This window comes from Bradyrhizobium betae, assembly GCF_008932115.1.
GTDB classification, from domain to species: domain Bacteria; phylum Pseudomonadota; class Alphaproteobacteria; order Rhizobiales; family Xanthobacteraceae; genus Bradyrhizobium; species Bradyrhizobium betae.
Genome location: NZ_CP044543.1, coordinates 2314869 through 2341054, shown reverse-complemented (window position 1 = coordinate 2341054; position 26186 = coordinate 2314869). Strand labels below are relative to the sequence as shown.

The window sequence follows — 26186 nt, the reverse complement described above, 5'->3', positions numbered from 1 at the left end:
CACGGGCAGCGTCTCAGGTGGAGAGGCTGTCACCCCACCCCGTCTCACATTTCGCTGCGCTCAACGTGAGCCGACCCTCCCCCTCCAGGGGAGGGTGGCAGACGGCCTCCGTGTGGCACGAAAGGACGAGTCTCCCATGTCCCAACCGCTGCTGATCGAGCATGACGACGGCGTCGACCGGGTGACGCTCAATCGTCCTGACAGTCTCAACGCGCTCGATCCGGCGCTGATCGACGCGCTCAACGTCTATTTCCAGGGCCTGCAGCGCAACCGCGACACCCGTGTTGTGGTGCTGAAGGGTGCCGGCAAGAATTTCTGCGCAGGCCTCGATCTCAAGGCGGCGATGGTGCGCCGTGCCGGGCAGCAGGAGCCGCCCGGCGTCACGGAATCCTTGGACTCGCAGCGGCGCATCGCCGACATCGTGATGCTGATGCGGCGCTGCCCGCAGCCGATCCTGTCGCTGGTGCAGGGGGCGGCGGCCGGTGGCGGCTTTGCGCTGGCGCTCGCTTCCGACATCCGCATCGCGACGAAATCGGCGCGGATGAACTGCGCCTTCATCAAGCTCGGCCTCGGCGGCTGCGACATCGGCACCAGCTATTTCCTGCCGCGGCTCGTCGGTGTTTCCGTGGCGTCCGAGCTGATCCTCACGGGGCGCTTCATCGGTGCCGAGCGGGCGCTTGCGGTCGGGCTCGTCTCCGAGGTCGTCGATGAAGACAAGCTCGATGACGCCGCCGCGCCCTATGTCGATGCGATGATGACGGCTTCGCCGGTCGGACTGCGCCTGTCCAAGGAATGTCTCAACATGAGCGTCGATGCCGGATCGCTGGAGGCCGTGATCGCGATGGAGGACCGCAACCAGGTCCTGTGCAGTCGCTCCGAGGAATTTTCGGAAGGCATCAGGGCCTTCCTTGAGAAGCGAAAGCCTGTCTATATCAAGCGCTGAAACGACGAAGATCCGCAAAGGACAGTAATTCCGGGAGACGCAAAATGAGTGGAAGCGCGGCGGCGGTGATGACGAAGCCCGCCTTTCGCAAGGTGGAGTGGCTGGCGCGCGACATTGATGTCGAGCGGCGCGCCGACGGCACGGTGGTGCTGAAGTCGCGCATTCCGCTGCAGGCCTACGAGAAGCATCTTCCGGCCTCGCTCGCGAAATGGGCCAGGCAAGCGCCCGAGCGCATCTGGCTGGCACAGCGCGGCGGTCCGAACCGCGAATGGCGCAAGGTGTCCTATGGCGAAGCCAAGCGCACCGTCGATGCGCTGACGCAGGCGCTGCTCAATCTCAAGATCGAGGGACGCCCGGTTACGATCCTTTCCGGCAATTCGATCGAGCACGCGCTGATGACGCAGGCGGCTATGCAGGCCCGCTCGCCCGCGGCCCCCGTGTCGCCGGCCTATTCGTTGATGAGCCACGACCACGTCAAGCTGAAGTATCTGTTCGACCTGATCAAGCCGGCCGTGGTGATGGTGCAGGACGGACCGACGTTCGAAAAGGCGCTGAAGGCGCTCGACCTCACCGGCGTCACCGTCGTTCACGTCGTGCGGCCCTGCGACGGCATCAAGAGCGTCAGCTTTTCCGAGCTCGCGGCAACGCCGGTGACGGCCGATGTGGAGGCGTCGATCGCGAAGATTACGCCGCAGACCGTCGGCAAGCTGTTGTTTACCTCCGGCTCGACCGGCATGCCCAAGGCCGTCATCAACACGCAGGAGATGATGTGTGCCAATGCGGCGATGATGATGCAGGTCCGGCCGCGCATTCCGGGCGGCCCGCTGCCGGTCGTGCTCGACTGGATGCCGTGGAATCATACCATGGGCGGCAATGCCGCGTTCCATCCCGTTCTGGTCGACGGCGGCACGCTTTATATCGACGACGGCCGGCCGATGCCGGGACAGCTCGAGGAGACCATCAAGAATCTGCGCGAGATATCGCCGACCTATTACGCCAACGTCCCCGCCGGCTACGCGGCGCTTGCGGCGGCCATGGAGAAGGACGATGCGCTCTGCCGCTCGTTCTTCAAGAACCTTTCGATCATGGCCTATGGCGGCGCGCGGCTGCCCGACGATCTCTACGAGCGCATGCAGGCCCTGGCGGTGAAGACCAGCGGCGAGCGCATCGTGTTCTACACCGGCTGGGGCTCGACCGAGACTGCGCCGACCTCGACCGGCACCTATTGGAATACCGAGCGCGTCGGCCTGATCGGTCTGCCGTTTCCCGGCGTCGAGTTGAAGATGGTGCCGTGCGGCTCGAAATACGAGCTGCGCCTGCGCGGCGTCAATGTCACGCCCGGCTATTTCGGCCAGCCGGATCTGACCAGGAAGATGTTCGACGAGGAAGGTTTTTACTGCATCGGCGACGCCGGCATGTTCGTCGACGATACCGATCCGGTGAAGGGCATCATCTTCGCCGGCCGGGTCGTGGAGGACTTCAAGCTCACCACCGGCACTTTCGTCCATGTCGGCTCGCTCCGCACCGATGCGATCGCGGCTGCGACCCCCGTCGTGCATGACGCGTTGGTCGCGGGGCAGGATCGCGCCTTCATCGGCCTCTTGGCGTGGCCGAACCTGCACGCCTGCCGGCAGCTCGCCGGCAATCCCGACTTGAGCTTCGAGGATGCCGTGAAGCATCCCGAGGTGGTCGCCTGCTTCAGACTAGGCCTGGAGACGCATAACAGGGAGTGCGAAGGCGCCAGCAGCCGCATCATCGCGCGCGCCCTGCTGATGGCCGAGCCGCCTTCGATCGACGGCAACGAGCTCACCGACAAGGGCTACATCAACCAGCGCGCCGGCCTCGAACGCCGCGCCGCACTGGTCGAGCGGCTTTATGCCGACAAGCCGGATCAGGATGTGATCGTACTGCGATGAGAATACACCCCTCTCACCTCGTCATTCCGGGGCGCGCGCAGCGCGAGCCCGGAATCCATCGGGCCGCATACGCCTGGAAAAATGGATTCCGGGCTCGCCGCTACGCGGCGCCCCGGAATGACGGCATCAATACAAGCGACAGACAATAAGAGGTAGCCCGCCATGAATTTTGATTTCTCCGACGACCAGAAGCAGCTCCGCGATCAGGCGCGCAAATTCCTCACCGAGAAGTGCTCGCCGAAGGCGGTGCGCGTCGTGCTCGATGGCAAGGCGCCTTATGACAAGGAACTGTGGAAGGGGCTTGCCGAGATGGGTTTCCTCGGTGTCGCGATCCCGGAAGAATTCGGCGGCGCGGGCGCGGGCCATCTCGAACTCTGCGTGATTGCGGAAGAGATGGGCCGTGCCAATGCACCGGTGCCGTTCTCCTCGACCGTCTATCTCGCCGCCGAAGCGCTGCTGATCGCGGGCAGCGACGCGCAAAAGAAGAAGTGGCTGCCGGCGATTGCCTCGGGCGAGGCGATCGGCACGCTGGCGCTGTTCGAGGGCAATGGCAATCCGTCGCCGAAGGCCATCAAGCTGACGGCTGCGAATGGCGTGCTCAACGGGGTCAAGAAGCCCGTTGCCGATGGCGCGATTGCCGATTTTGCGGTTGTTGCCGCGCGCACCGGATCGGGCGGACGTGACAGCGATATCTCGCTGTTTCTGGTCGACCTCAAGGCCGGCGGCGTCGAGGTGAAGAGTCTCACCAATCTCGATCCGACTCGCGGGCAAGCCGAAATCACGTTCAGGGATTGCAAGGCGGAGCCGCTCGGCGCTGCCGGCGAAGGCTGGAGCATCCTCACCCAGGTGCTCGACCGCGCCGCTGTGCTGTGTGCCTTCGAGCAGGTCGGCGGCTCCGACCGCGCGCTGGAGATGGGCCGCGACTACGCGCTCGACCGCATCGCCTTCGGCCGTCAGATCGGCTCGTTCCAGGCGGTCAAGCACATGCTTGCCGACATGTATGTGTCGGCGACGCTGGCGCGCTCCAACAGCTATTATGGCGCCTGGGCGCTGTCGACCAACGCGGCCGAGCTGCCTGAAGCCGCCGCCGCCGCGCGCATCAGCGCGACGCAGGCATTTCAGCACTGCGCCAAGAACAACATCCAGGTTCACGGCGGCATGGGCTTCACCTGGGAGTTCGACTGCCACATGTACTACCGCCGCGCCAACGCCATGGCGCTCGGGCTCGGCAGCCTCACCTATTGGGAAGACCAGTTGATCGACCGCATGCGCAAGAAGAACGCGGCGTAGTTGCTATTCGTGTCCCGGACGCGATGCGGCATGCAATGCCGCTTCGCGGAGCCGGGACCCAGGGCCGCAATGGGCCCCGGATCTGCAGCGCACCACTTCGTGCTGCGCAGCGTCCGGGGAACGAAACAGAGAGATGAGTCATGAACTTCGACGACACCCCGCAGGAAGCCGAATTCCGCGCCATTGCGCGCGCCTGGATCGGCGCCAACGCGCCCAAACAATACGAGGAGGATCTGCGCAAATCCTCGCTCGGCCGCACCGTGCTCAGGAACGGCAACATTCTGGAGGTCGCGAAGGCCTGGCAAAAGAAGAAGGCCGATGCCGGCTGGGCTTGCCTGCACTGGCCGAAAGAGTATGGCGGCCGTGGCTCGTCGCCGATCGAGCGCGTGATCTGGCAGCAGGAAGAGGGGCCGTTCGGCCAGCTGTCCCGCATGTTCATCATCGGCCACGGCATGTGCGGGCCGACCATGATGGCATTCGCGCGCGAGGAGCATAAGCGCACATATCTGCCGCCACTCGCCTCCGGCGAGAAGGTCTGGTGCCAGCTGTTCTCGGAGCCCGCCGGCGGCTCCGACGTCGCGGGCCTGCGCACGCGCGCCGAGAAGGACGGCGACGATTGGGTTATCAACGGCCAGAAGATCTGGACCTCGGGCGCGCATTATTCCGACTACGGCATCCTCTTGACCCGCACCGATCCGACGGTGCCCAAGCACAAGGGCCTCACCATGTTCTTCCTGGACATGAAGAGCACTGGCGTCGAGGTGCGGCCGATCAAGCAGGCGAGCGGTGCTTCCGACTTCAACGAGGTCTATTTCACCAATGTCCGCATTCCCGACCACCAGCGTCTCGGCGAGGTCGGTGACGGCTGGAACGTCTCGCTGACCACGCTGATGAACGAGCGTAGCGCGATCGGCGCGGCCGTCTCGACCGGTTTCCCGGAGTTGTTCGAATATTGCTCCAGCCTGATGCTGGATGACGGTCCAGCGATCGAGGACCGCGCAGTGCGCTCGAAACTGGCGAACTGGGCGGTGAAGGCGAGTGGGCTGAAATACACCAGCATGCGCGCGATCTCGGCGCTGTCCAAGGGCGAGCGGCCGGGTCCGGAGAACTCTATCGGCAAGCTGGTGGCGGGCTCGATGATCCAGGACGTCGCGACCTACGCGCTGGATTTGCAGGGCGCGCGCGGCGTGATCAGCGGCGAGGATGCCGAACTCGCCGGCCGCTTCCAGGCGATGCTGTTGCGTGCACCCGGCACCCGCGTCGAAGGCGGCACAGACGAGATCATGCGCAACATCATCGCCGAGCGGGTGCTGGGCCTGCCCGGTGACATCCGTGTCGACAAGGACGTGCCGTTCAACAAGATCCCGACGAAGGGAAGAAGCTAGCATCGTAGGGTGGCAAAGGCGCGTAGCGCCGTGCCCACCAATTCTATCGAGCACGACGGAAGGTGGTGGGCACGCTTCGCTTTGCCCGCCCTACGCACCGAGGAAGGATTGAGAGGTCCGCCATGAATTTCGACGATACCCCGCAGGAAGCCGAATTCCGCGCAACCGCGCGCAAATGGGTTGCGGCCAACGCGCCGAAGGAGCTAGAGGCCGAGCTGTCAAAATCCTCGCTCGGCCGCATCCGGCTCGCCCATCACGACATGGTCGAGGTCGGCAAGGCCTGGCAGAAGAAGAAGGCCGAAGGCGGTTGGGCCTGCCTGCACTGGCCGAAGGAATATGGCGGTCGCGGTGCGACGCCGATCGAGAAGGTGATCTGGCAGCAGGAAGAGGGTGTCTACGGCAAGCTGACGCAGCCGTTCCAGATCGGCGAGGGCATGTGCGGCCCGACCGTGATGGCCTGGGGCAGCGAGGACGCCAAGCGCCGCTATCTGCCGAAGCTCGCTTCGGGCGAGGAGATCTGGTGTCAGCTGTTCTCCGAGCCTTCCGCCGGCTCGGATGTCGCGGGCCTACGCACACGTGCCGAGAAGAAGGGCGACAATTGGGTCGTCAACGGCCAGAAGATCTGGACCTCGGGCGCGCATTACTCCGACTACGGTCTGCTGATCGCGCGCACCGATCCGAACGTTCCCAAGCACAAGGGCCTCACCATGTTCTTCCTGGACATGAAGAGCCCGGGTGTCGAGGTTCGGCCGATCAGGCAGGCCAACGGCATGCAGGAGTTCAACGAGGTCTATTTCACCGATGTCGTGATTCCCGACAGCCAGCGTCTCGGCGCCGTCGGGGAGGGCTGGAGCGTCTCGCTGACCACGCTGATGAATGAGCGGATGTCGATCGGCGCGCGTCTTGCGACCGGCGTCCCTGAAATGTTCGAGTTCTGCTCGAACCTGATGCTGGAGGATGGGCTCGCCATCGACGATCCCGCCGTGCGGTCGAAGCTGGCGAGCTGGGCGGTGAAATCGAGCGGGCTGAAATACACCAGCTACCGCGCGATCTCGGCGCTGTCGAAGGGCGACCGGCCGGGACCGGAAAACTCCATCGGCAAGCTCGTCTCCGGCATGATGCTGCAGGACATCGCCACCTACGCCATGGACCTCCAGGGCGCGGCCGGCGCTCTCACCGGCTCGGACGAGGAGACGGTGCAGGGCCAGTTCCAGCAGATGCTCTTGTCCTCGCCCTCGATGCGCATCGCCGGCGGCACCGACGAGATCCTGCGCAACATCATCGCCGAGCGCGTGCTGGGATTGCCCGGCGACATTCGCGTCGACAAGGATGTGCCGTATAACAAGATCCCGACCAAGGGTAGATGATGTGGCATTGTAGGGTGGGTTAGCGCAGCGGATGCGCAAAGCGCAGTCCGCGGGGCGCAACCCACCACTTCTGTCAATGCGGAAGCAAAAGAGGTGGGTTACGCCTTCGGCTAACCCTACGAAGAGAGCTAATTCATGGACGCAAAAGTGAACAAGACCGATCGCATCGGCGTGCTCGAAGAGCTTCTCAACGAGCGCTATTCCGTCCGCGCTTTCCTGCCGAAGCAAGTCGACCGCGCGACGATCGAGCATGTGCTGACCACGGCGCAGCGCACCGCGTCGTGGTGCAACAGCCAGCCGTGGCAGGTCATCATCGCCAGCGGCGAGGCCAAGGAGCGCTTTCGCCAGCTGATCTACAAGGAAGCGTCGGGCGGATTGGGCGACGACTACGACTTCACGCCGCCGCGCGAATATGTCGGCGTCTATCTCGAACGGCGCCGCGAGAGCGGCTTTCAGCTCTACAACACGCTCGGCATCGCCCGCGGCGACAAAATGGCCTACGCCAAGCAGGCGCTGGAGAATTACAATTTCTTCGGCGCGCCGCATGTCGCGATCATTCACACCAATGAACCGCTCGGCATCTACGGTGCGATCGATTGCGGTGCCTATGTCTCCAACTTCATGCTGGCCGCGCAGGCGCTCGGACTCGGCACCATTCCGCAGGCGGCGATTGCGCGCCATTCCGGCCTGATCCGCCGTCACTTCAATTTGCCCGACGACCGCCGCATCGTCTGCGGCATCTCGTTCGGCTATGCCGACAACGCGCACAACGTGAACAGCTACCGCACGTCACGCGCAAGCGTCGCCGACACCGCCACCTTCGTGGACGAGTGATAGTTGCGCGTAAAGGCGGCCGCGAGAACGGCCGCCTTCACGTCGAGTCTCGGATCGGTTGACGCCGGCCGCTATCCGCCACTGCCGCCGATTACGGCGCGAATGGTCTCGTCGGGCCCGAAGTCTTCGGCGCCGTCGACATAGAGCAGCGCGGCGAGCTTCGAGCGCGCGCGATTGACGCGGCTCTTGATGGTGCCGACCGCACAGCCGCAGATCGAGGCCGCGTCCTCATAGGAGAAGCCGGAGGCGCCGACCAGGATGAGCGCTTCGCGCTGGTCCTGCGGAAGCTTCTCGAGCGCGCCGCGAAACTCCTCGAACTCGAGATGCGCGTTCTGCGAGGGCTGTGTCTTCAGCGTCTTGGCATAGTTGCCTTCGGCATCCTCCACCTCCCGCCGCCGCTTGCGATAGTCGGAGCGGAACAGGTTGCGCAGGATCGTAAACAGCCAAGCCGGCAGGTTCGAGCCGGGCTGGAACGAGTCGATGTTGGCGAGCGCACGCAACAGCGTTTCCTGCACCAGATCGTCGGCGCGGTCCGCATTGCCACTGAGCGAAATCGCGAACGCGCGCAAACTGGGCACGGCCGCGAGGATGTCGTCACGCAGGGAGTCCGTGAGAGGCATTAATCCCTCCCATTGTTGTTGTCGTTGGAGCCCCCGTCGGTTTCCACTTGGGGTGCGCCTCCCGGCGCATCAAGCTTCTTGATCAGTTCCGCGAACCGGTCCGGAACCCCCTGCCGCACCACGTCATCGTACATGGCGCGCAGCTGGTGCCCGATCCGGGACTGAATCTCCGGAGTTAGGCCTCCCTTGCTGGGGGTCGTGCTTTTGCTGGCTTGAGACTTGAGATCTTTCATGACCTGTTCCACGTTTCCCCGAGTTAAGTAACTGTAAAATCGAGAAGTTCTCTCAACCGGGAGCCGTTCCCTGGACGAGTTCAATTCCAGGTTCGACAAAAAGTTCCCGGATCGAGGGAACTTTTCTTATTCTGGGGCGTCATCAGCCCCGGTAGGGGAACCCGGGCCTCCCCTCGCAGTTCCAGATTTTTCAAGGTCGGCCCGAAATGAATGGAGTGGGGATGTCCCGTTCGCAGCTTGTTGCTGAACACTTGCCGTTATTGCGCCGGTATGCGCGCGCCCTGACGGGCAGCCAGGCCTCCGGTGACGCCTATGTCGCAGCCATGTTGGAAGCCATGCTGGGGGATCCGTCAGTGCTCGACGAGAGCCACGGGCCGCGAGCCGGCCTGTTCCGGCTGTTCACCCAGATCTGGAATTCGGTGTCGGTCAATGACGACGCCGAAGTGGCGACGCTGCCGATGCCGCCGGAGCGCCGGCTCTCGAACATCACGCCGCTGCCGCGGCAGGCGTTCCTGCTGCTCTCGCTCGAGGGATTTTCGGAAGAGGAAGTCGCCTACGTGCTCGGCACCGACGTCGCCGAAACGCGGCGGCTTGCGGACGCCGCGGGACGCGAAATGGCAGCCGAGATCGCCACCGACGTGCTGATCATCGAGGACGAGACCTTCATCGCCATGGACCTCGAGAGCCTGGTGAAGAATCTCGGCCACAATGTCGTCGGCGTCGCGCGCACCCATGCCGACGCGGTGGCGCTGGCCAAGAACAAGCGTCCGGGCCTGATCCTGGCCGACATCCAGCTCGCCGACGGCTCGTCCGGCCTCGACGCCGTCAACGAGCTGCTGAAGACGTTCGAGGTGCCGGTGGTGTTCATCACCGCCTATCCCGAGCGCTTCCTCACCGGCGAGCGACCCGAGCCGGCGTTCCTGATCTCAAAACCGTTCCAGCCCGCGATGGTGTCGGCGGTGGCGAGCCAGGCGCTGTTCTTCCAGCGCAACTCGCGCAACCGCGCGCCGAAGGCGCCGGCGGCGTAAACAAGGCACTATTTTGCAAATTGGCCGATCCGGCGTGCTGCAAGGCACGCCGGATTTTTCTTGTGCGCTTGCCGCGCTTGACGGCCATCGAATTCGCCGCTCATACCTCGTGCATCGCCCCAATCGGAGATGTGCCCATGAACCAAGCGCTGCTCGACCGCCTCGCCATCCGCGATCTCGTCGAGAACTGGGCGGTGTGGCGTGACGCCGGCGACTGGGAGCGCTTTGCGACCGTCTGGCACGACGAGGGCTGGATGTCCGCCACCTGGTTTCAGGGGCCGGCGCGGGATTTCATGCGCGTCAGCCAGGAGGGGTTTGTCAGGGGTGTCCGCATCCTGCATTTCCTCGGCGGCACCAGCATCGACCTTTCCGGCGAGCGGGCCATCGCACAAACCAAGATGACGATCTCGCAGCGTGCCCCGGTGCATGACGTGGTTTGCGACGTCGTCTGCACCGGGCGCTTCTACGACTTCCTGGAGAAGCGGGAGGGCCATTGGGGCATCGTCCGCCGCCAGCCAATCTACGAGAAGGACCGGATCGACCCGGTCGATCCCGCCGCAACGCTTCAACTGGATCAAAAAGCGCTCGCCGAGCTCCCCGAGGGCTACCGCCACCTCGCCTACATGCAGGAACTGATCGGCTACAAGGTCAAGCGCGACATGCCGGGGCTCACCGGGCCGGAGGTCGAGAAGCTCTATGGCGAGGGGCGGGCGTGGCTGGCGGGGACGGCGAAGTAAACGCCAGACAAAAGTAAGGCGCGACTGGCATCACCACAGTCGCGCCCTACGTCGCCGGCTTATGGGGCAGGGGGGAATAGCCGGCTGTTGAGACGACTCTCAGGCCTCGGAGTCGTTCCAGCGGGCTGCAAAATTTTTCGCCCCGCCTGCGATATTTCGCACACGGTTAAGTGATCTTAACGGCTGAGAACCTGCGGTCGTCTCCCTGCGTTGTTCCCGCGATCGCCATGGGGCGAGGGATCGACAGCCATGTCACAGATTTACAAAGCATTTTTCGGTGCGGTCGCGATCACCTTCGCGCTCGGCGCTGCGCAGCTGGCCTCCGGCCACGATCTGGCCGACCGCTGGCAGGCCGTCGCCGACAGGGCCGACAAGCCCGGCCATAACGTCAATCGCTCCGGCAAGTCCGATCGGCTCGCCGATATCAAGGCGGGAGTTCCCTCCCGCACCGTGTCGATGCGGCTGAACGACCTCGCCGACACGTCGGTGCTGCTGCGGGTCCCCGCGGTGATCGAGACCGGCACTGCCAAGCCGCCGGCGCTGCTTAGGGATCAGCAGCTGGGCCGCAACAAGCCGACCATCGCCTGCGAGCCGATGGTCAGCTCCCTGACCGAAGTGGCAAAACTGCTGCAGCCGGGCCGCTGCGTGACCTGATCCGCTGCGCCCGCGGATAAATCGCCTTCCCGCCCGGAGGGCGATCGTTCACGTCCACTTGATCCCCTATACCCTCGCGTTATATCCCGGGTTTCTTCCCTTTCGATTGACCGGGTAAACGCATGACGACGTCCGATACCGCCGCGCATACGCAGCCATTCCAGGCCGAGGTTTCCGAACTGCTGCACCTCATGGTGCATTCGGTCTATTCCGAGACCGATATCTTCCTGCGGGAGCTCGTCTCCAACGCCTCGGATGCCTGCGACAAGCTGCGCTACGAGGCCATCGCCAATCCGGCTCTGCTGGGCGAGGGCGACGCCCTCAAGATCCGGATCATCCCGAACAAGACGGCCGGAACGCTCACGATCGCCGACAACGGCATCGGCATGGAGCGGCAGGAGCTGATCGACCATCTCGGCACCATTGCCCGCTCCGGCACCAAGGCCTTCGTGTCGAAGCTGAAGGAGGCCAAGGAGGGCCTCGGCCTGATCGGCCAGTTCGGCGTCGGCTTCTATTCGGCCTTCATGGTGGCAGAGAAGATCGTGGTGGTCAGCCGCCGGGCCGGCGAGAGCGACGTCTGGACCTGGACGTCATCAGGCGGCTCCGGCTTCGAGATCGCGCGGGCCAGCGACGAGGACGCGGCGCGCGTGGCGCGCGGCACCGAGATCGTCCTGCACCTGAAGGACGATGCGAAAAAGTATCTCGAGGCCTACGAGATCGAGCGCATCATCAGTGCTTATTCCGACAACATCCTGTTCCCGATCGAGCTCGTGCCGGAAGAGGGCGAACCACGCCAGATCAATTCGGCGAGCGCGCTGTGGCAGCGCTCGAAATCCGAGTTGACGCCGGAGGACTACAAAAAGGCCTATCAGCAGATCGCGTCCGCCTTCGACGATCCCGCGATGACACTGCACTATCGCGCCGAGGGCCGTTATTCCTACGCCGTGCTGCTGTTTGCGCCGTCGACCAAGCCGTTCGACCTGTTCGAGCCCTCGCGCAAGGGGCGCGTCAAGCTCTATGTCCGCCGCGTCTTCATCACCGACGATGCCGATCTGTTGCCGGGGTACTTGCGCTTCATCCGCGGCGTCGTGGACAGCGAGGATCTGCCGCTCAACATCTCGCGCGAGATGCTGCAGAACAATCCGCAGCTCGCGCAGATCCGCAAAGCCGTGGCGACCCGCGTCGTATCGGAGCTGGAAAGCCTCGCCGACAAGGACCCGGAGAATTTTACCAGGATCTGGGATGCTTTTGGCGCGGCGCTGAAAGAGGGCATCTACGAGGATTTCGAGCGCCGCGAAAAGCTGCTCGCGCTGGCGCGCTTCACCACGACCACGGGCGAGAAGCGCTCGCTGAAAGACGTCATCGCCGGTTTCAAGCCGAACCAGACCGAGATTTACTACCTCGTCGGCGACAGCATCGAGCGGCTGAAGTCCAATCCGCGGCTGGAGGCTGCGACCGCGCGTGGCATCGAGGTGCTGCTGCTGTCCGATCCCGTCGACGCCTTCTGGACCTCGATGCCGACGGAGTTCGACGGCAAGCCGCTGAAGTCGCTGAGCCAGGGCGATCTCAATCTCGACCTGATCCCGCGCACCGACGAGACGGATGAGACCAAAAAGGAAGAGCCGGAGGCGGACGAGGCGGCCACCATCGCGGTGATCAAGGCGGCGCTCGGCGAGCGTGTGACCGACGTCAAGGCTTCGACGCGCCTCACCAGTTCGGCCTCCTGCCTCGTTGCCCACAGCCAGGGCCCGAGCCGCGAGCTCGAGCGCATCCTGTCGCAGCAGAACCGCGGCATGCGCACCAGGCCAATCCTCGAGATCAATCTGCGCCACCCGCTGGTCACGGCGATCACCAGGGCGCAGGCCGGCTCCAGGGACGTCGACGATCTCAGCCTGCTCCTGCTCGAACAGGCGCAGATCCTGGACGGCGAGCTGCCGGAGGACCCCGCCGCGTTTGCCTCGCGGCTGAACCGGCTGGTCCTGCAGGGGCTCGGCGGATAGCGCCATCTGGCGCAGTCGTCATGTCTCCGGCCTGACGACTGCGCGCGAGCCGAAACGGCCGTGACGGGGTGACGACGCCAATTGGTCGCGTCCGTGCGGTACATCACGCACCCCACTCACCTTGCCGTCATATGTTCTAGGAACAGTCGCCTCCGCCGTGGTGTTGTGCCATAGGAGGCGGTCGGCACCAGCTCCGCCGACGCCATCGATTCGAGGATGTCTCCATGCGCTTGCCGATCCTGACCCTCACCGCGATTGCCACGCTGTTCGTCGCGGCAGACGCCAGCGCCCAGACCTATGATCCGCGCTATCCTGTATGCATGCACGTCTACTCGCCGGGCGGCTGGGGCGGGGGCGGCGACTATTACGACTGCTCCTTCACCTCGATCCCGCAGTGCCGTGCGACGGCCTCGGGCCGCTCCGCGAGCTGCGACGTCAATCCCTATTACGCCTTCGACGAACCGCCGCCGCCCCCGCGCCGTCGCCACAAGAAAGAGCACTAGCGATCCGCGATGCTGCGTCCCGGGATGTTCTTCATGCGTTGCTCATTCGGTCTGGCCGTGATCGCCGGTGCATTGTTCGCGGCCGCGCCGTCACATGCGCAGACCTTCGACCCCCGCTATCCCGTCTGCATGCACGTCTATTCCGGGGCGAGCGGCGGCGGCGGCGACTGGTACGACTGCTCCTTCATCTCGCTGCCGCAGTGCCGCGCCACGGCGACAGGCCGCTCCGCGTCCTGCGATCTCAATCCGTATTATCCGGTCAACGTGCAGCCGCCGCGCCGTTCCCGTCAGCCGCTCCGCCACTAGCCTCCGTGCTCTGGCCGGCTTTCCGGCCACTCGCGAGGTTGCGCCAGATCAACGTGCGCATCTGCGATCCCTGACAGCCTTCGACTTGAAGCCCGACAGCAGGAGTCCGGCATCATGCCGGTCCCTCGGATCGGGCGCATGAGGCGAGGAGATCTCCATGAACAGGCGTACCCTTACCACGCTCGCTGGCGCGACCCTTGGCATGATCGCGGTTTCTCAACCGGCTCGCGCGGACATGATCCAGGCGGGTGCTATTCCTTCCTGATTCCCGACAGCTCAACCACCTTGCGCCAGCGGTCTGTCTCCGCTGTCAGCATGCTGCCGAACTCGCCAGCATTGCCATGCAGCGGGATCGCGCCGAGCTCGGCGATGCGGGCCTTGATCTCGGCGTCGGACAACGCGCTGTCGATCTCGCGATTGAGCAGGTCGACGATCTCGCGCGGTGTGTCGTGAGGCGCGCCGACGCCATAGAATGAGCTGGTCTCATAGCCTGGAAGCGTCTCGGCGATCGGCGGTACCTCTGGGAGAATCTCCGAGCGTTCGCGCGTGGTCACGCCGAGCGCGCGGAGCTTGCTGGCGCGCACCAGTTCGAAGGACGAGGTGACGTTGTCGAACATGCCCTGGATCTGGCCGCTCATGACGTCGGTCAATCCCGGCGCCGAGCCCCGATAGGGCACGTGGGTGAACTGCACGCCGGCCATCGACTTGAACAGCTCGCCCGAGAGATGCAGCGACGTGCCGATGCCGGAGGAGGCGATCGACATCTTGCCGGGATTGGTCTTGGCGTAGGCGACGAAATCGGCGACGGTCTTCACCGGCAGGTCGTTGTTGACGACCAGCACCAGCGGAATTCGGGCGACACCCGCGACCGGCGCGATGCCCTTGGCGAAATCATACGGCAGTGCCGGATCGAACGAGGCGTTGATCGCATTGGCGGTCGAGGTCAGCAGCAGAGTATAGCCGTCGGGCGCAGACGTGATCACCGCCTGTGTCCCGATATTGCTGCCGGCGCCGGGCTTGTTCTCGACCACGAAGGTCTGGCCGAGCCGGTCGGACAGGCGCTGGCACAGCAGCCGCGACAGCACGTCGGTCGCCCCGCCCGGTGCGTAGGGCACCACCCATTTCACGCTGCGCGAGGGATAGGAGGGGTTGCCGATCGCAAATGCGCGCGGCGCGGCGAGCGCCGCTGCGGCAGAAGCTGCGGTCTGAAGGAAATGGCGTTTGGTGATCATGATCCGCGTCTCCGCTGCTGCTGCACCGCTCGTACAAGGAATGGAGGGTGAGCGCAGCATTCGGCCTCGTCCTTTTGCTATCGCAAGAATCGCAACGGACCGCACGCCGATCCCGCCGGCTTGGTAAAGGATGACTGGAGTTAATCGTGCACTAACCGGCTTTTACCTTGTCTCTTAACACCTGGGCAGGGCGCGCGGATTAGACTACCGCAATCAGCAGGCACGTTCCGAAAGAATGAACGACATGACCACCGGCGTCATCGAGCAACCGAAAGCCGCGCGCGCTCCCTCGGCATCGAAGATCTGGCTGACGGCGATCGAGCTCACCGCGCGCATTGAAACGCTGCCGGGTCGCTTGTTCGCCGACGTCGTCGACGATTGGGCGCGGCGCCAGCCCGACCGCGTTGCGCTGGTCACGGACGACGCAAGCCTCGACTATGACGGGCTCGTCAAACGCATTAACCGTTACGCGCGCTGGGCGCGCTCGGTGGGTGTAGCCAAGGGCGACACCGTCGGCCTGATCATGCCGAACGGCATCGACTATGTCGCCGCCTGGCTCGGCATCAGCCGCGTCGGCGGCGTGGTGGCGCTGCTCAACACCAAGCTGGTGGGACAGTCGCTCGCGCATTGCATCGACGTCGCGGCGCCCTCGCATATCATCGTCGCGCATGATCTGGCGGAGACGCTGGAGGCTGCGAAGCCGCATCTGAAGACCGAAGCAAAAATCTGGACCCATGGTGATGCGCGCGGCGAGCGTGCCATCGACGTTGCGCTCGCGGCGCTCGACGATGCTCCGTTGTCGCCGGACGAGCATGGCGACGTCACCATCAACGATCGGGCCCTGCTGATCTATACGTCTGGCACCACCGGCTTGCCGAAAGCGGCCAGCATCAGCCATCGCCGCATTCTCAACTGGGGTTTCTGGTTCGCCGGCCTCACCGGAGCCACGCCGCAGGACCGGCTCTATGATTGTCTGCCGCTGTTCCACTCGGTCGGCGGCATCGTCGCGCCGTGCAGCATGCTGGCTGCCGGCGGCTCGGTGGTGATCGCGGACAAATTCTCCGCCTCGAACTTCTGGCCCGACATCGTGCGGCATGACTGCACGCTGTTCCAGTATATCGGCGAGCTCTGTCGCTATCTGCTGAAGGCGCCGCCGTCGGAATACGAGAACCGGCATCGTCTGCGTCTCGTCTGCGGCAACGGCCTGCGCGGCGATATCTGGGAGGATTTCCAGACACGCTTCGCCATTCCTCGCATTCTCGAGTTCTACGCCGCAACCGAAGGCAATTTCTCGCTGTTCAACGTCGAGGGCCAGCCTGGCGCGATCGGCCGCATCCCGCCGCTGCTCGCGCATCGTTTCCCGGCGAGCCTCGTCAGGCTCGATCCCGACAGCGGTGCGCCGCTGCGCAATGAAGATGGCCTCTGCATCGCCTGCGCCCGTGGCGAGGCCGGCGAAGCCGTCGGCCGCATCGGTTCCGCGGACAAGGGCGGTGGCCGCTTCGAGGGCTACACCGATGCCGGCGAGACCGAGAAGAAAATTCTGCGCGACGTCTTCGCCAAGGGCGATGCCTGGTTCCGCACCGGGGATCTGATGCGGATCGACGACAAGGGCTTCTTCCACTTCGTCGATCGCATCGGCGACACGTTTCGCTGGAAGGGCGAAAACGTCGCGACGTCGGAGGTCAATGACGCCGTGCGCGACTTCACCGGAGTGGTCGACGCCACCACCTACGGTGTCAGCATTCCCGGTGCCGACGGCCGCGCCGGCATGAGCGCGATCGTCGTCAACGAGGGCTTTGATATCGCGGCGCTGCCTGCGCATCTCGCGCAGCGCCTGCCGGCCTATGCCCGCCCGGTCTTCGTTCGCCTCTCGCGCGAACTCGATGCGACCGAGACGTTCAAGCAGAAGAAGGGTGATCTCGCCCGCGAGGGATTTGATCCCGGTGCGATCGCCGACCCGCTGTTCATGCTCGATCCGAAATCCGGCGTTTATATCGCACTGACGTCCGAGGCCTACGCGCAGATCGTCGGCGGTGCGGTCAGGCTGTAGCCCGACCTAAAATCCGGAGATAGGTCCAATTTTATCTGAATTGTCCAAGAAGGCATTTACTTCTGTCCGGTAAACAGACGGGCATGGGGAGGCGGTCATCAAGAGCCGCCGCAAGAGATACGATCAATCAACAAAGCAAGAGCGAGCCAGCCATGTCGGTAAGGTCTAAGGTCATCGAGGCGATCCAGCAGATCGCCAAGGAGCAGCACGTCACGCTTCCTGCCCTCTCGGACGATCTGTCCCTGCATGAGACCGGGTTCGACTCGCTCGCCTTCGCGATCCTGGTGGCGCGGCTCGAAGACGAAACCGGCGTCGATCCCTTCACCATTTCCGAGGACGCAGCGTTTCCCGCCACCGTCGGCGATTTCGTGCGGGCCTACGAAAATGTCCCCGCGTGAGATCTTTGCGCTTCGCGATCATCTCGGCGCGGAGCTGACCGGCCGCACGCTGTCGGACGCGCACGATTGCGTGTCGCTGACGAATATCCTCTCGCAGACCGTCCTGGGCGGCCGCCTGCGTGAGCTGTCCGGCCGTGCGGTCCTGCTCAAGCTGTCCGATCAGCTCCGCTCCGGGCTCGCCATGATCGAGCTCGACGGCATCGCCCGCCGCATGCTGCTCTGCCCGCCCGATCTCAATCCGGCGCATCTCGAGGCGCTGATTGCGGACGCCGGGATCGATGCCGTCGTCACCGACGAGCCAGATCGCTGGGCCACGACCGGCGTGCCGCTGATCGTCACCGCGCAATTGCCGCTTCAAGCCACCGCGCCGGCCAGGACGGAGCGCGCCACCGAGTGGCTGATGCTCACCTCCGGCACGTCAGGCGTGCCGAAAATCGTCGGCCATACGCTGGACGCACTCACCGGCGCGATCGTCGCCGAAGGCCCCGCGCGTGGACCCGCGCCGGTGTGGGCGACGTTCTACGACATCCGCCGCTATGGCGGCCTGCAGATCTTCCTCCGCGCCGTTCTCTCGGGCGGCTCGATGGTGTTGTCCGATCCGCATGAAGCACTCGCCGCCCACGTCGCGCGGTTGAATGCGCGCGGGGTCACGCACATCTCGGGAACACCGTCGCACTGGCGCAAGCTCCTGATGAGCGGGTCGGCCGCGCAGTTCAGGCCGGGCTACGTCCGTCTCTCCGGCGAAATCGCCGACCAGGCGGTGCTCGACGGCCTGAAGGCCGCATTCCCCAATTCCTCCGTCGGCCATGCCTATGCCTCGACCGAGGCCGGCGTCGGCTTCGCCGTCAATGACGGGCTGGAGGGCTTTCCAGCCAACTATCTCGGCAATCGCAACGGCGTGGAGATGAAGGTCGTCGACGGCTCGTTGCGCGTCCGCTCGACGCGCACGGCGCACGCCTACATCGGCCGCAATGCCGCCGCGCTCACCGATGACGACGGGTTCGTCGACAGCGGCGACATCGTCGAATTGCGCGGCGAACGCTATTATTTCGTCGGCCGCCGCGGCGGTATCATCAATATCGGTGGACTGAAGGTCCACCCCGAGGAGATCGAGGCGGTGATCAACCGCCACCCCGATGTGCGGATGTCGCGGGCGAAATCGCGCCGCAGTCCGATCACCGGCGGCATCGTCGTCGCCGACGTGATCCTCGCCGACGGCACCGATCCGGCGCGGACCAAGGAGATCCGCGACCAGATCCTGGACCAGTGCCGCGCGCAGCTCGCCTCGCACAAGGTGCCGGCGGTGATCCGCTTCGTCGAGACGCTCGACGTCACTCCGGCCGGCAAACTGGCGCGCACCGATGCATAATGTCCTCGTTACAGGCGGCAGCCGCGGCATTGGGCTCGCGATCGGCAGGCGCCTCGTCGGTGCCGGCTACAATGTCATCGCAGCAGCGCGGCGCGAGAGCGACGAGCTCAAGGCCGCGATCGCCGAGTCCGAGGGCCGGCTGCATTTCCGAGCCTGCGATCTTGCGGTGATCGATGCGATCCCGGCATTCGCAAAGCTCGTGCGCGACGAGTTCGGCGCGATCTACGGCCTCGTCAACAACGCCGGCCTCGGCACCGAAGGCCTGCTCGCCACCATGCACAATTCCGAGATCGAGGCGCTGGTGCAGCTCAACGTGCTGTCGCCGATCATCCTCACGAAATACGTCGCGCGGCAGATGATGGCCGATGGCGCCGGCCGCATCATCAACATCTCGTCGATCATCGCGACCACCGGCTACAATGGCCTGTCCGTCTACGGCGCGACCAAGGCCGCCGCCACCGGCTTCACCCGCTCGCTCGCGCGAGAGGTGGGCAAGCTCGGCATCACGGTGAATGCGATCGCGCCGGGCTTCATCGACACCGAGCTGACGCACAATCTCTCCGGCGAGAGCCGCAAGCGCATCGCCGGCCGCAGCGCGCTACGCCGCCTGCCGGAGACCGACGACGTCGCGCGCATGGTGGAATATCTGCTCGGCGAAGGCGGCCGCAACGTAACCGGCACGGTGTTCACGATCGATGCGGGGAATACGGCGTAATTGGAACTCGCGCCGCCACAATTGCGTTGATCCGGCGCAATGACAGCAAGCCGGATTTGGTCGTAAGATGCGCCGCAATCGATTGGGTTACGTCAGTCGATCTGCCCCAATCGATAGGGAGCAGAGCATGGCCACGCCAGACATGAACGCTTCAAGTGAACGCCGGGCCGAGCCGGCTCGCACCAAGCCCGACGATGTTCGTTGCCCGCCGATGACGCATCAGAATTCCGGCAGTCACGGCCATGAAATGTATCCGCAGCAATTCGTGCGCCTGGTCGGTTGCCACGATGCCTCTCTCGAGGCCTTGCGCAAGCGCGAGGACGAGAGGCTGCACTAGCAATCACGTCCGCTGCTTTGGCAGGTCAATCCGTTCGTGGGAGAATTCCGGCGGCCCTTCGGTGAGGCGGCGGATGCGGCGCTCGCGTTCGTCCGTGGGCAATGCCGGATCGAGCAGGCCCTCGATTTCGTGCACCGCGATCTGCTCGATCCGCGTGGCGTCCGATGCGATGGGATGTGCCGATGCCGGGGGAGCAGGCGAATTCTTCAGACCCAGCTCGACCAGCTTGCAGATCGCTTCCGAGCGCGACAGCTGATGGGCTTCAGCCCAGCCATCGATCGCCGCGGTCAGCCCTTCCGGCATCTTCACCGCGCTGATCGGGTCATGCCCGGTGCGCCGGCGGACCGGAGCCGTGGAGCCCTTGCTGCCAAAGTCTGGCACTTCGATCATCCCGCGTCACCCCTGGAGAGGGCCCAAGCCTAATGGCTCTTGCGGCCAGCTCTTTGACGCCGATCAATGACGGGCTGCGGCATTGCGGCGCGCTGCGATCTTGTTGTCCGGGCCCGTTTCGGCCAATGATTGACGGGGCGACCGGCGAACCCGGATCGATCCTGCCACGTATCTTCCTTCTCGTGTCGATTTTGGACGCGGGTCCCAATCCCATCCGGCATCACCCGATGACATCAGGCGAATCCTTCTACGGCGGCATTCCCGTCTTCCGCGGCTTCACCAGCCTGATGGACCCTGCGCTCTATGCTCCGCTGCCGGATGACTGGAGCATCGGCGTGGCCGACATCGTCGATTCCACCAAGGCGATCGCGGCGCAGCGCTACAAGGCCGTCAACATGGCTGGCGCGGCCGTGATCGCGGCGGTGACCAATGCGCTGGAGGGGCGGGAATTCCCCTTCGTGTTCGGCGGCGACGGCGCGAGCTTTGCGGTCGCGCCTTCCGATATCGCGCCGGCCCGCGAGGCACTTGCCGCAACCGCGACCTGGGTGCGCGAGGATCTCGACCTGAAGATGCGGGTCGCGCTGGTGCCTGTGGGGGCCATCCGCGCGCAGGGCCTCGACGTGCGCGTCGCGCGCTTCGGTCCGTCGGCTAATTTGTCCTATGCGATGTTCTCCGGCGGCGGGCTCGCCTGGGCCGACGCCGCGATGAAACGCGGCGAGTTCGCGGTCAATGAGGCTCCCGCCGGCACGCAGCCGGATCTCTCCGGCCTGTCCTGCCGCTTCGAGGTGATCCCGGCCGCGCGGGGTCTGATCCTGTCGGTGCTGGTGATGCCGGCGCGCGGCGCCGATCCTGCGGCCTTCCGCAAGGTGATCGAGGACATCATCCATCTCGTCGAGCGCAGCCCGGATGGCGGCCGGCCGGTGCCGGCGCAGGGGCCACCACTGAAATGGCCACCCCAGGGGCTGGACTTCGAAGCCCGCACCAAGCGCGGAGGTCCGCTGCTCGCGCGTCGCGCCCGCGTGCTGGCCTACACGCTGTTCGTCTACCTGATCATGCGTCTCGACCTCAACGTCGGGGGCTTCGTGCCAAACGTCTACAAGCGCCAGGTGGTCGAGAATTCAGACTTCCGCAAATATGACGACGGCCTGCGCATGATCCTCGACTGCACTCCGCAGCTCGAGCGCGCGCTGAGCGATCGTCTTGCAGCGGCCGCGCGCGACGGTATCGTTCATTACGGACTCTACCAGCAGGACGCCGCAATGATGACCTGCTTCACGCCCTCGGCGCTGCGCAGCGACCACGTGCATTTCATCGACGGCGCGCGGGGCGGCTACGCCTCGGCAGCGACGGCACTGAAGGCAATGATGGCTTGAGCTGTCAGCGCCCCGCGCGCGTCCAGGTCTCGCCGCCGCAGAGCGCGCCGACGCAGCCTTCGACCCGCAGCGCATCCGCCGACGTCACGGTGACGCTGCTCGCATAGGTGCTGCCGTCGTCGGCATTGTAGATCTGGCCCGACCATTTGTTCGGACCCGATGGCTGCATGCCGCTGAATAGCGGCAAGCCGATCATCGGGCGCTTGGCGAGCGCGGGATTGGGATTCTTGCTGTCGGTGGCGAGCTGGCCGGTCGCGGTGTCGTGGGGTTCGCGCAGCCAGACGATGTGGCCGCAGATGCCGCCGCCGCATTTGCTGACCTTGACGCGGGCATCGCCCGCCTGTGTCAGCCAGATCCCGTCAGCGCTCTGCGCACGGGCGGCCGTCGCGCCGAGCAGCGCGGTCAGAATGACGGAGAAGATAGCGAATCTGCGGAGCATGGAGAGAGCCTCGAAAAATGGAGGCGCCTCCATAGCAGTCCGGCTGGATAGTGCAACGCTGGATGGAATCACATTGCCGCGCTTATTGGCCTGCGCTCATTTGCCCCAGCGTGCGAAGGCGACCGAAGCTGCGGTCGAGAGCCCGAACACGACCATGGCGCCGCCGACCAGCGCGAACAGGGTCCAGGCCGGCGCCTGCGCCGTCATCAGGCCGACGCCGCCGATCGCGACGATCAGAAGCCGCGCGGTGGAGGCGAGCACCGGGCCGCCGACGCGGGCTGCGCCCTGCGAGGAGAAATACAGCGACACGCCCATGCCGAAGAACACGAAAGCCGGCCCGGCCCAGTGGAAATAGCTGTGTGCGGCGGCGATGACGCCCGGATCGTTCGTGAACAGCGAGACCCACAACGCGGGATCGAGCGCGATCACGAGTCCGATCAGGCCGACCGTGAGCCCGGAGGCCGCGGCCGCGGTCCAGGCCACACGCCGCGCGCGTTTGACCTGGCCCGCGCCCATCGCCATGCCGACCATCGGCACCGAGGCGATGCCGAAGGCGAAGGTGATCGGGATCAGCAGGAATTCCAGCCGTGAGCCGATGCCGTAGCCGGCCAGCATCTCGGTGCCGAAGGTCGCCAGGATCTTCGTGAAGATCAGGATGGTCAGCACGGTCTGCAGCGGCGACAGGCAGGCGACCGCGCCGACCTTGAGAATGTCCAGGAACATCGCGCGCTCGAAATGGAAGGCGCGCACGTTCAGCGGTAGCCGGCTGCGGCCGGACAGGAGAAACCAGAGGAAGAAGGCCGCAGCGCAGCTGAAGGCGATCAACTGGCCGGCGGCGACACCGGGCATGCCGAATTGCTTGACGCCGAACAGACCGAGCCCGAGCGTGCCGCCGAGTGCGATCTGGAGCGTGCTCGCCCCGATCAGAATCATCGAGGGCAGGCGCATGTCCCCCGTGCCGCGGATCACCGAAGCGAGCGTGTTGACGAGCCAGATCGCGACCGCGCCGGAGAACAGCACCTGCGAATAGCCGCTAGCTTCCTCGAGCACGCGCTCGCGGCCGCCGAGCAGCATGAAGAACGAGCGGCCGAAGACGAGCATCATCACCGTGAAGAACAGGCCGCCGCAGAGGCCGATGATCGCGGCATGCAGCGCCAGCGTCGCGGCGCGGTCGCGGTCTCCGGCGCCGAGCGCACGGCTGATCGCAGACGACACGCCGCCGCCCATCGCGCCCGCGCTCATCATCTGCGTCAGCATCGCGAACGGAAACACCAGCGCGATGGCGGCAAGCGGAATGGTGCCGAGACGGCCGATGTAGGAGGTCTCGGCGATCGCGACCAGCGTGCTGCCGACCATGGCGACCATGTTGGGGATCGCGAGCCGCAGCAGCGTCGGCAGGATCGGCGCCGTCAGAAGGCTGGCAATGGAGGAGGCGGCCGGTGCGCGCGGCGGGACGGTGTCTGCGGAGGCGTCGATCGTCATGTTCACCGCGCGGAATATTGGATGATGATCGACATATTACAGGGCGCGGGCTGCCGGCACCAGCCCTCTGGTCACGCAGGGCTCACCACGGCAGGCCGCATAGGTCGATGGTGCCCAGCGTCGGCGCGCGGACGATGTTGAAGACGTAGGGCGCCATATGGTCGCAGCGGGTCCGCCCCTCCGGCTGCTCGCAATAGACCTCGCCCTTGAAGGGCAGCCAGCTCCGGGTCTGGTAGAACGCAAAATTGTGCGGTTCGCAGAACAGCAGCGCGAAGCGAACGGCCTCGTTGGCACGCATGGTGTGCACCGCCGCGTCGATCGCCACGGTCGCATAGCCGCGGCCGCGCCGGTCCTCGCGCGTGCAGACCCCGCCGATGCCGCCGATGTGGACCTTCTGGCCGTTCCAGGTGACGGTGCGGAAGTAGATGCCGACATGGCAGACGAGGCCGTCCTCGGGCGTCTCGATCAGCACGCGCAAATCGGCATTGGCCCATTTGACGTGAGCCCATGGCTTGCCCGCGATCTGCTCTGGGCCCCATACCGCCTGATGCAGCGGCTCCGCGATCCGCCAAGAGGCGTCGCCGTTGAGGATGTCGATTTCAATGCTCATGATCGGTGCATGTTGGTCACGGAGCGGCGCACTCTTTGCGAAGGCGTGGAAGCCGGTCGCCATGATGACTCAGAAGGCGACACACTCCGTATGCGTGATCTGCGGGTGGGCGCAATAGGAGATGCTGCCGCCGTTGGTGAACGTGTAGACCGTCTTGCCGGGCTTCAGCCTGTTGTCGACCGTCATCGTACAGGAATCGGCTCGAATCGTCATGGTCACGACCGCGATATTGTTTGGATATTCGCGCACCACCCGAAGCGTGTGGCCACCCACGACATTCAGTGTGGTCGAGCCGCCCGGCGCCGCCGTGGGTTTGCCGCCCAATGTCGCCTTGAGGCGTGACGTGCCTCCGGTGTTCGTCGTCATCTTGAGGCTTGCATTCCGGTCCGTCGACAGGACGGCCGATCCCTCGGCGTGGATCGGAAAATTCCGGATCAGGGGTTTTTCGCAATTGGCAATTCCATCATAGCTGAAGTGGCCGCGAATGGAGGAGCTGGCCGCTTCACCGGAACCGGGTATGGCGAGGATCGCGGCCGAAATCGCCGCCACGCCGAGACATGAAAGAAGCGCTCGTCCGTTCATCGAGCTCAATCTCCACTGGTGTCATCGCAAAACGACTTTGGCGTCTGGTCGCGCCGCGCGGATCGATCAATAACCTTCACAGGTGGTCCGCGTGATGGTCGGCTTGGAGCAGTAGGACAGTCCAGCGCCGTTGTAGAACGTGTATTGCGTCTTGCCCGGCTTCAGCTTCTGATCGATTTTCATCGTGCAGCGGCTGCCGACCACCGTCAGGGTGATGATGATGTAGTTGTTCGGATATTCGCGGGTGGCCCGCAGGCTGTGCCGCCCGGCGACCCGGAGGGATGCCGACCCTTCGGGAGCTTCGGTCGGTTTGGCGCCCAGGGTGGCGTTGTAGACCACGCGTCCTTCGACATTGCTCGTCATGTCCAGCTGTGCGCTGCGATCTGTCGAGAGCGTGCCGCTGCCCTCGCCGTGGATCGGGAAATTCTGGATCGGCGGGTTTTGGCAGGACGCGGTTCCCTCGAAACTGAACCTGGCGTGGAGGACTCCGCCGGCGGCTTCGCTCGAAACCGGGATCAGTGCAAGCAAGGCAGTGCTGGCGGCCAGCGCCAAGGGGAGGTCTCGCATGACGTCAACTCCCATAAAGGCTTCATTGGAAAAAGATATTCTACGACAATGGACTGGATTAAATTCGATGCGCGCGAATTATGCAATTGCGTCATGGCGCGCTTTCGGGAAATTCAAGGTATTTAACGACGGCGGAACCTTCTATAAGGGGTGACCGTTAAGCCAGTTCCCCATCAGTCGCGGACAACATCCCATGACCTTTACGCTCCCCCCCTCCCTTACGCCTATGACGCCCTCGGCCAGTTCATGTCGAAGGAAACGCTGGAATTCCACCACGACAAGCATCATCAGGCCTACGTCACCAACGGCAACAACGCGCTCAAGGGCACCGAATGGGAAGGCAAGCCCCTTGAGGAGATCGTCAAGGGCTCGTTCGGCAAGAACCCGGCCGTATTCAACAATGCCGGCCAGCACTACAACCACATCCACTTCTGGAGCTGGATGAAGCCCAACGGCGGCGGCACCAAGCTGCCGGGCAAGCTCGAGAAGAAGATCAACGAGGACCTCGGCGGCTTCGAGAAGTTCAAGACCGACTTCCAGGCGGCCGGCGTCGGCCAGTTCGGCTCCGGCTGGGCCTGGCTCCAGGTCAAGAACGGCAAGCTCGAAATCGCCAAGACCCCGAACGGCGAGAATCCGCTGGTGCACGGCGCCACCCCGATCCTCGGCGTGGACGTCTGGGAGCACTCCTACTACATCGACTACCGCAATCGCCGTCCCGACTATCTCAAGGCGTTCGTCGAGAACCTCGTGAACTGGGAATACGTCGAGTCCCTGTTCGAGAAGGCGTAAGCTTCTTCTTGGTCATTCCGGGGGCGCGTTTCGCGCG

Annotated in this window: 27 protein-coding genes and 1 pseudogene; 19 read left to right on the top strand and 9 right to left on the bottom strand. The window is 64.7% G+C overall.

Annotated features, from left to right (window positions below; translation table 11 throughout):
* Positions 1 to 136: 136 nt before the first annotated feature.
* The 6 genes from F8237_RS11180 to F8237_RS11155 all read left to right on the top strand — a co-directional run bounded on the left by F8237_RS11180 (position 137) and on the right by F8237_RS11155 (position 7735).
* Entirely contained in the window at positions 137 to 943 is an 807-nt protein-coding gene (locus F8237_RS11180) for an enoyl-CoA hydratase/isomerase family protein (protein ID WP_151644606.1), read from the top strand.
* A gap of 44 nt (positions 944 to 987) precedes the next feature.
* On the top strand, positions 988 to 2859 hold the full coding sequence (locus F8237_RS11175; protein ID WP_151644604.1) for an AMP-binding protein: 1872 nt from the start codon (positions 988 to 990) through the stop codon (positions 2857 to 2859).
* A gap of 162 nt (positions 2860 to 3021) precedes the next feature.
* Entirely contained in the window at positions 3022 to 4149 is a 1128-nt protein-coding gene (locus F8237_RS11170; protein WP_151644602.1) for an acyl-CoA dehydrogenase family protein, read from the top strand.
* A 140-nt stretch (positions 4150 to 4289) separates the two neighbouring features.
* On the top strand, positions 4290 to 5534 hold the full coding sequence (locus F8237_RS11165) for an acyl-CoA dehydrogenase (protein ID WP_151644600.1): 1245 nt from the start codon (positions 4290 to 4292) through the stop codon (positions 5532 to 5534).
* Between the two features lie 122 nt (positions 5535 to 5656).
* Positions 5657 to 6901, top strand: a complete 1245-nt coding sequence (locus tag F8237_RS11160; protein WP_151644598.1) for an acyl-CoA dehydrogenase — start codon at positions 5657 to 5659, stop codon at positions 6899 to 6901.
* Between the two features lie 135 nt (positions 6902 to 7036).
* Positions 7037 to 7735, top strand: coding sequence for a nitroreductase (locus F8237_RS11155; RefSeq protein ID WP_151644597.1), 699 nt, complete (start codon positions 7037 to 7039; stop codon positions 7733 to 7735).
* 71 nt (positions 7736 to 7806) lie between these two features.
* On the opposite strand, the gene F8237_RS11150 is transcribed toward F8237_RS11155, so the two are convergent.
* Both F8237_RS11150 and F8237_RS11145 read right to left on the bottom strand, forming a co-directional pair.
* Entirely contained in the window at positions 7807 to 8355 is a 549-nt protein-coding gene (locus F8237_RS11150) for a sigma-70 family RNA polymerase sigma factor (RefSeq protein WP_151644595.1), read from the bottom strand.
* Positions 8355 to 8588, bottom strand: a complete 234-nt coding sequence (locus F8237_RS11145) for a NepR family anti-sigma factor (protein WP_162005993.1) — start codon at positions 8586 to 8588, stop codon at positions 8355 to 8357. The genes F8237_RS11150 and F8237_RS11145 overlap by 1 nt, the downstream gene beginning before the upstream one ends.
* Before the next feature lie 221 nt (positions 8589 to 8809).
* Between F8237_RS11145 and F8237_RS11140 the strand changes: the two genes are divergently transcribed.
* The 6 genes from F8237_RS11140 (at position 8810) to F8237_RS11115 (ending at position 13816) form a co-directional block, all read left to right on the top strand.
* A complete protein-coding gene (locus tag F8237_RS11140; RefSeq protein WP_162005992.1) occupies positions 8810 to 9616 on the top strand; it encodes a response regulator in 807 nt (268 codons plus the stop codon).
* A gap of 137 nt (positions 9617 to 9753) precedes the next feature.
* Complete coding sequence (locus F8237_RS11135) at positions 9754 to 10353, top strand: nuclear transport factor 2 family protein (protein ID WP_151644589.1); 600 nt, start codon at positions 9754 to 9756, stop codon at positions 10351 to 10353.
* Positions 10354 to 10602: 249 nt separating this feature from the next.
* The gene (locus F8237_RS11130) at positions 10603 to 11007 is read left to right on the top strand and encodes a hypothetical protein (RefSeq protein WP_151644587.1); all 405 of its coding nucleotides are present in this window, start codon (positions 10603 to 10605) and stop codon (positions 11005 to 11007) included.
* 122 nt (positions 11008 to 11129) lie between these two features.
* Positions 11130 to 13007, top strand: coding sequence for a molecular chaperone HtpG (gene htpG / locus F8237_RS11125; protein ID WP_151644585.1), 1878 nt, complete (start codon positions 11130 to 11132; stop codon positions 13005 to 13007).
* Positions 13008 to 13231: 224 nt separating this feature from the next.
* Positions 13232 to 13510 carry a DUF3551 domain-containing protein gene (locus F8237_RS11120; RefSeq protein WP_151644583.1) on the top strand — a complete coding sequence of 93 codons (279 nt, stop codon included), beginning with the start codon at positions 13232 to 13234 and terminating at the stop codon, positions 13508 to 13510.
* Positions 13511 to 13543: 33 nt separating this feature from the next.
* Positions 13544 to 13816 carry a DUF3551 domain-containing protein gene (locus F8237_RS11115; protein WP_151644581.1) on the top strand — a complete coding sequence of 91 codons (273 nt, stop codon included), beginning with the start codon at positions 13544 to 13546 and terminating at the stop codon, positions 13814 to 13816.
* 251 nt (positions 13817 to 14067) lie between these two features.
* Here F8237_RS11115 and F8237_RS11110 read toward each other — a convergent pair whose 3' ends face one another.
* Positions 14068 to 15048 carry a Bug family tripartite tricarboxylate transporter substrate binding protein gene (locus F8237_RS11110; protein WP_151644579.1) on the bottom strand — a complete coding sequence of 327 codons (981 nt, stop codon included), beginning with the start codon at positions 15046 to 15048 and terminating at the stop codon, positions 14068 to 14070.
* Positions 15049 to 15283: 235 nt separating this feature from the next.
* On the opposite strand from F8237_RS11110, the gene F8237_RS11105 reads away from it, so the two are divergent.
* From F8237_RS11105 to F8237_RS11085, 5 genes are all read left to right on the top strand, one after another.
* Positions 15284 to 17098 carry a long-chain-acyl-CoA synthetase gene (locus F8237_RS11105; RefSeq protein ID WP_151644577.1) on the top strand — a complete coding sequence of 605 codons (1815 nt, stop codon included), beginning with the start codon at positions 15284 to 15286 and terminating at the stop codon, positions 17096 to 17098.
* Between the two features lie 152 nt (positions 17099 to 17250).
* Positions 17251 to 17496 carry an acyl carrier protein gene (locus F8237_RS11100; RefSeq protein ID WP_015688794.1) on the top strand — a complete coding sequence of 82 codons (246 nt, stop codon included), beginning with the start codon at positions 17251 to 17253 and terminating at the stop codon, positions 17494 to 17496.
* Positions 17483 to 18865 carry a class I adenylate-forming enzyme family protein gene (locus F8237_RS11095; RefSeq protein ID WP_162005991.1) on the top strand — a complete coding sequence of 461 codons (1383 nt, stop codon included), beginning with the start codon at positions 17483 to 17485 and terminating at the stop codon, positions 18863 to 18865. Before F8237_RS11100 ends, F8237_RS11095 begins: the two co-directional genes overlap by 14 nt.
* On the top strand, positions 18858 to 19580 hold the full coding sequence (locus F8237_RS11090; RefSeq protein ID WP_151644575.1) for an SDR family NAD(P)-dependent oxidoreductase: 723 nt from the start codon (positions 18858 to 18860) through the stop codon (positions 19578 to 19580). The genes F8237_RS11095 and F8237_RS11090 overlap by 8 nt, the downstream gene beginning before the upstream one ends.
* Before the next feature lie 127 nt (positions 19581 to 19707).
* Complete coding sequence (locus F8237_RS11085; protein ID WP_151644573.1) at positions 19708 to 19917, top strand: hypothetical protein; 210 nt, start codon at positions 19708 to 19710, stop codon at positions 19915 to 19917.
* A 3-nt stretch (positions 19918 to 19920) separates the two neighbouring features.
* Here F8237_RS11085 and F8237_RS11080 read toward each other — a convergent pair whose 3' ends face one another.
* Positions 19921 to 20307, bottom strand: a complete 387-nt coding sequence (locus tag F8237_RS11080) for a hypothetical protein (protein ID WP_151644572.1) — start codon at positions 20305 to 20307, stop codon at positions 19921 to 19923.
* Positions 20308 to 20534: 227 nt separating this feature from the next.
* On the opposite strand from F8237_RS11080, the gene F8237_RS11075 reads away from it, so the two are divergent.
* Entirely contained in the window at positions 20535 to 21680 is a 1146-nt protein-coding gene (locus tag F8237_RS11075; protein ID WP_151644570.1) for a DUF3095 domain-containing protein, read from the top strand.
* A 4-nt stretch (positions 21681 to 21684) separates the two neighbouring features.
* Here F8237_RS11075 and F8237_RS11070 read toward each other — a convergent pair whose 3' ends face one another.
* The 5 genes from F8237_RS11070 to F8237_RS11050 form a co-directional block, all read right to left on the bottom strand.
* Entirely contained in the window at positions 21685 to 22119 is a 435-nt protein-coding gene (locus F8237_RS11070) for a DUF2147 domain-containing protein (RefSeq protein ID WP_151644568.1), read from the bottom strand.
* 96 nt (positions 22120 to 22215) lie between these two features.
* Positions 22216 to 23601, bottom strand: a complete 1386-nt coding sequence (locus F8237_RS11065) for an MATE family efflux transporter (RefSeq protein WP_162005989.1) — start codon at positions 23599 to 23601, stop codon at positions 22216 to 22218.
* Positions 23602 to 23683: 82 nt separating this feature from the next.
* Complete coding sequence (locus F8237_RS11060) at positions 23684 to 24211, bottom strand: GNAT family N-acetyltransferase (protein ID WP_151644564.1); 528 nt, start codon at positions 24209 to 24211, stop codon at positions 23684 to 23686.
* A gap of 69 nt (positions 24212 to 24280) precedes the next feature.
* Positions 24281 to 24802, bottom strand: a complete 522-nt coding sequence (locus tag F8237_RS11055; protein WP_151644562.1) for a hypothetical protein — start codon at positions 24800 to 24802, stop codon at positions 24281 to 24283.
* Between the two features lie 57 nt (positions 24803 to 24859).
* Complete coding sequence (locus tag F8237_RS11050; RefSeq protein WP_151644560.1) at positions 24860 to 25360, bottom strand: hypothetical protein; 501 nt, start codon at positions 25358 to 25360, stop codon at positions 24860 to 24862.
* 193 nt (positions 25361 to 25553) lie between these two features.
* Between F8237_RS11050 and F8237_RS11045 the strand changes: the two are divergent.
* Positions 25554 to 26149 (top strand): annotated as a pseudogene (locus F8237_RS11045) (superoxide dismutase).
* Positions 26150 to 26186 lie beyond the last annotated feature (37 nt).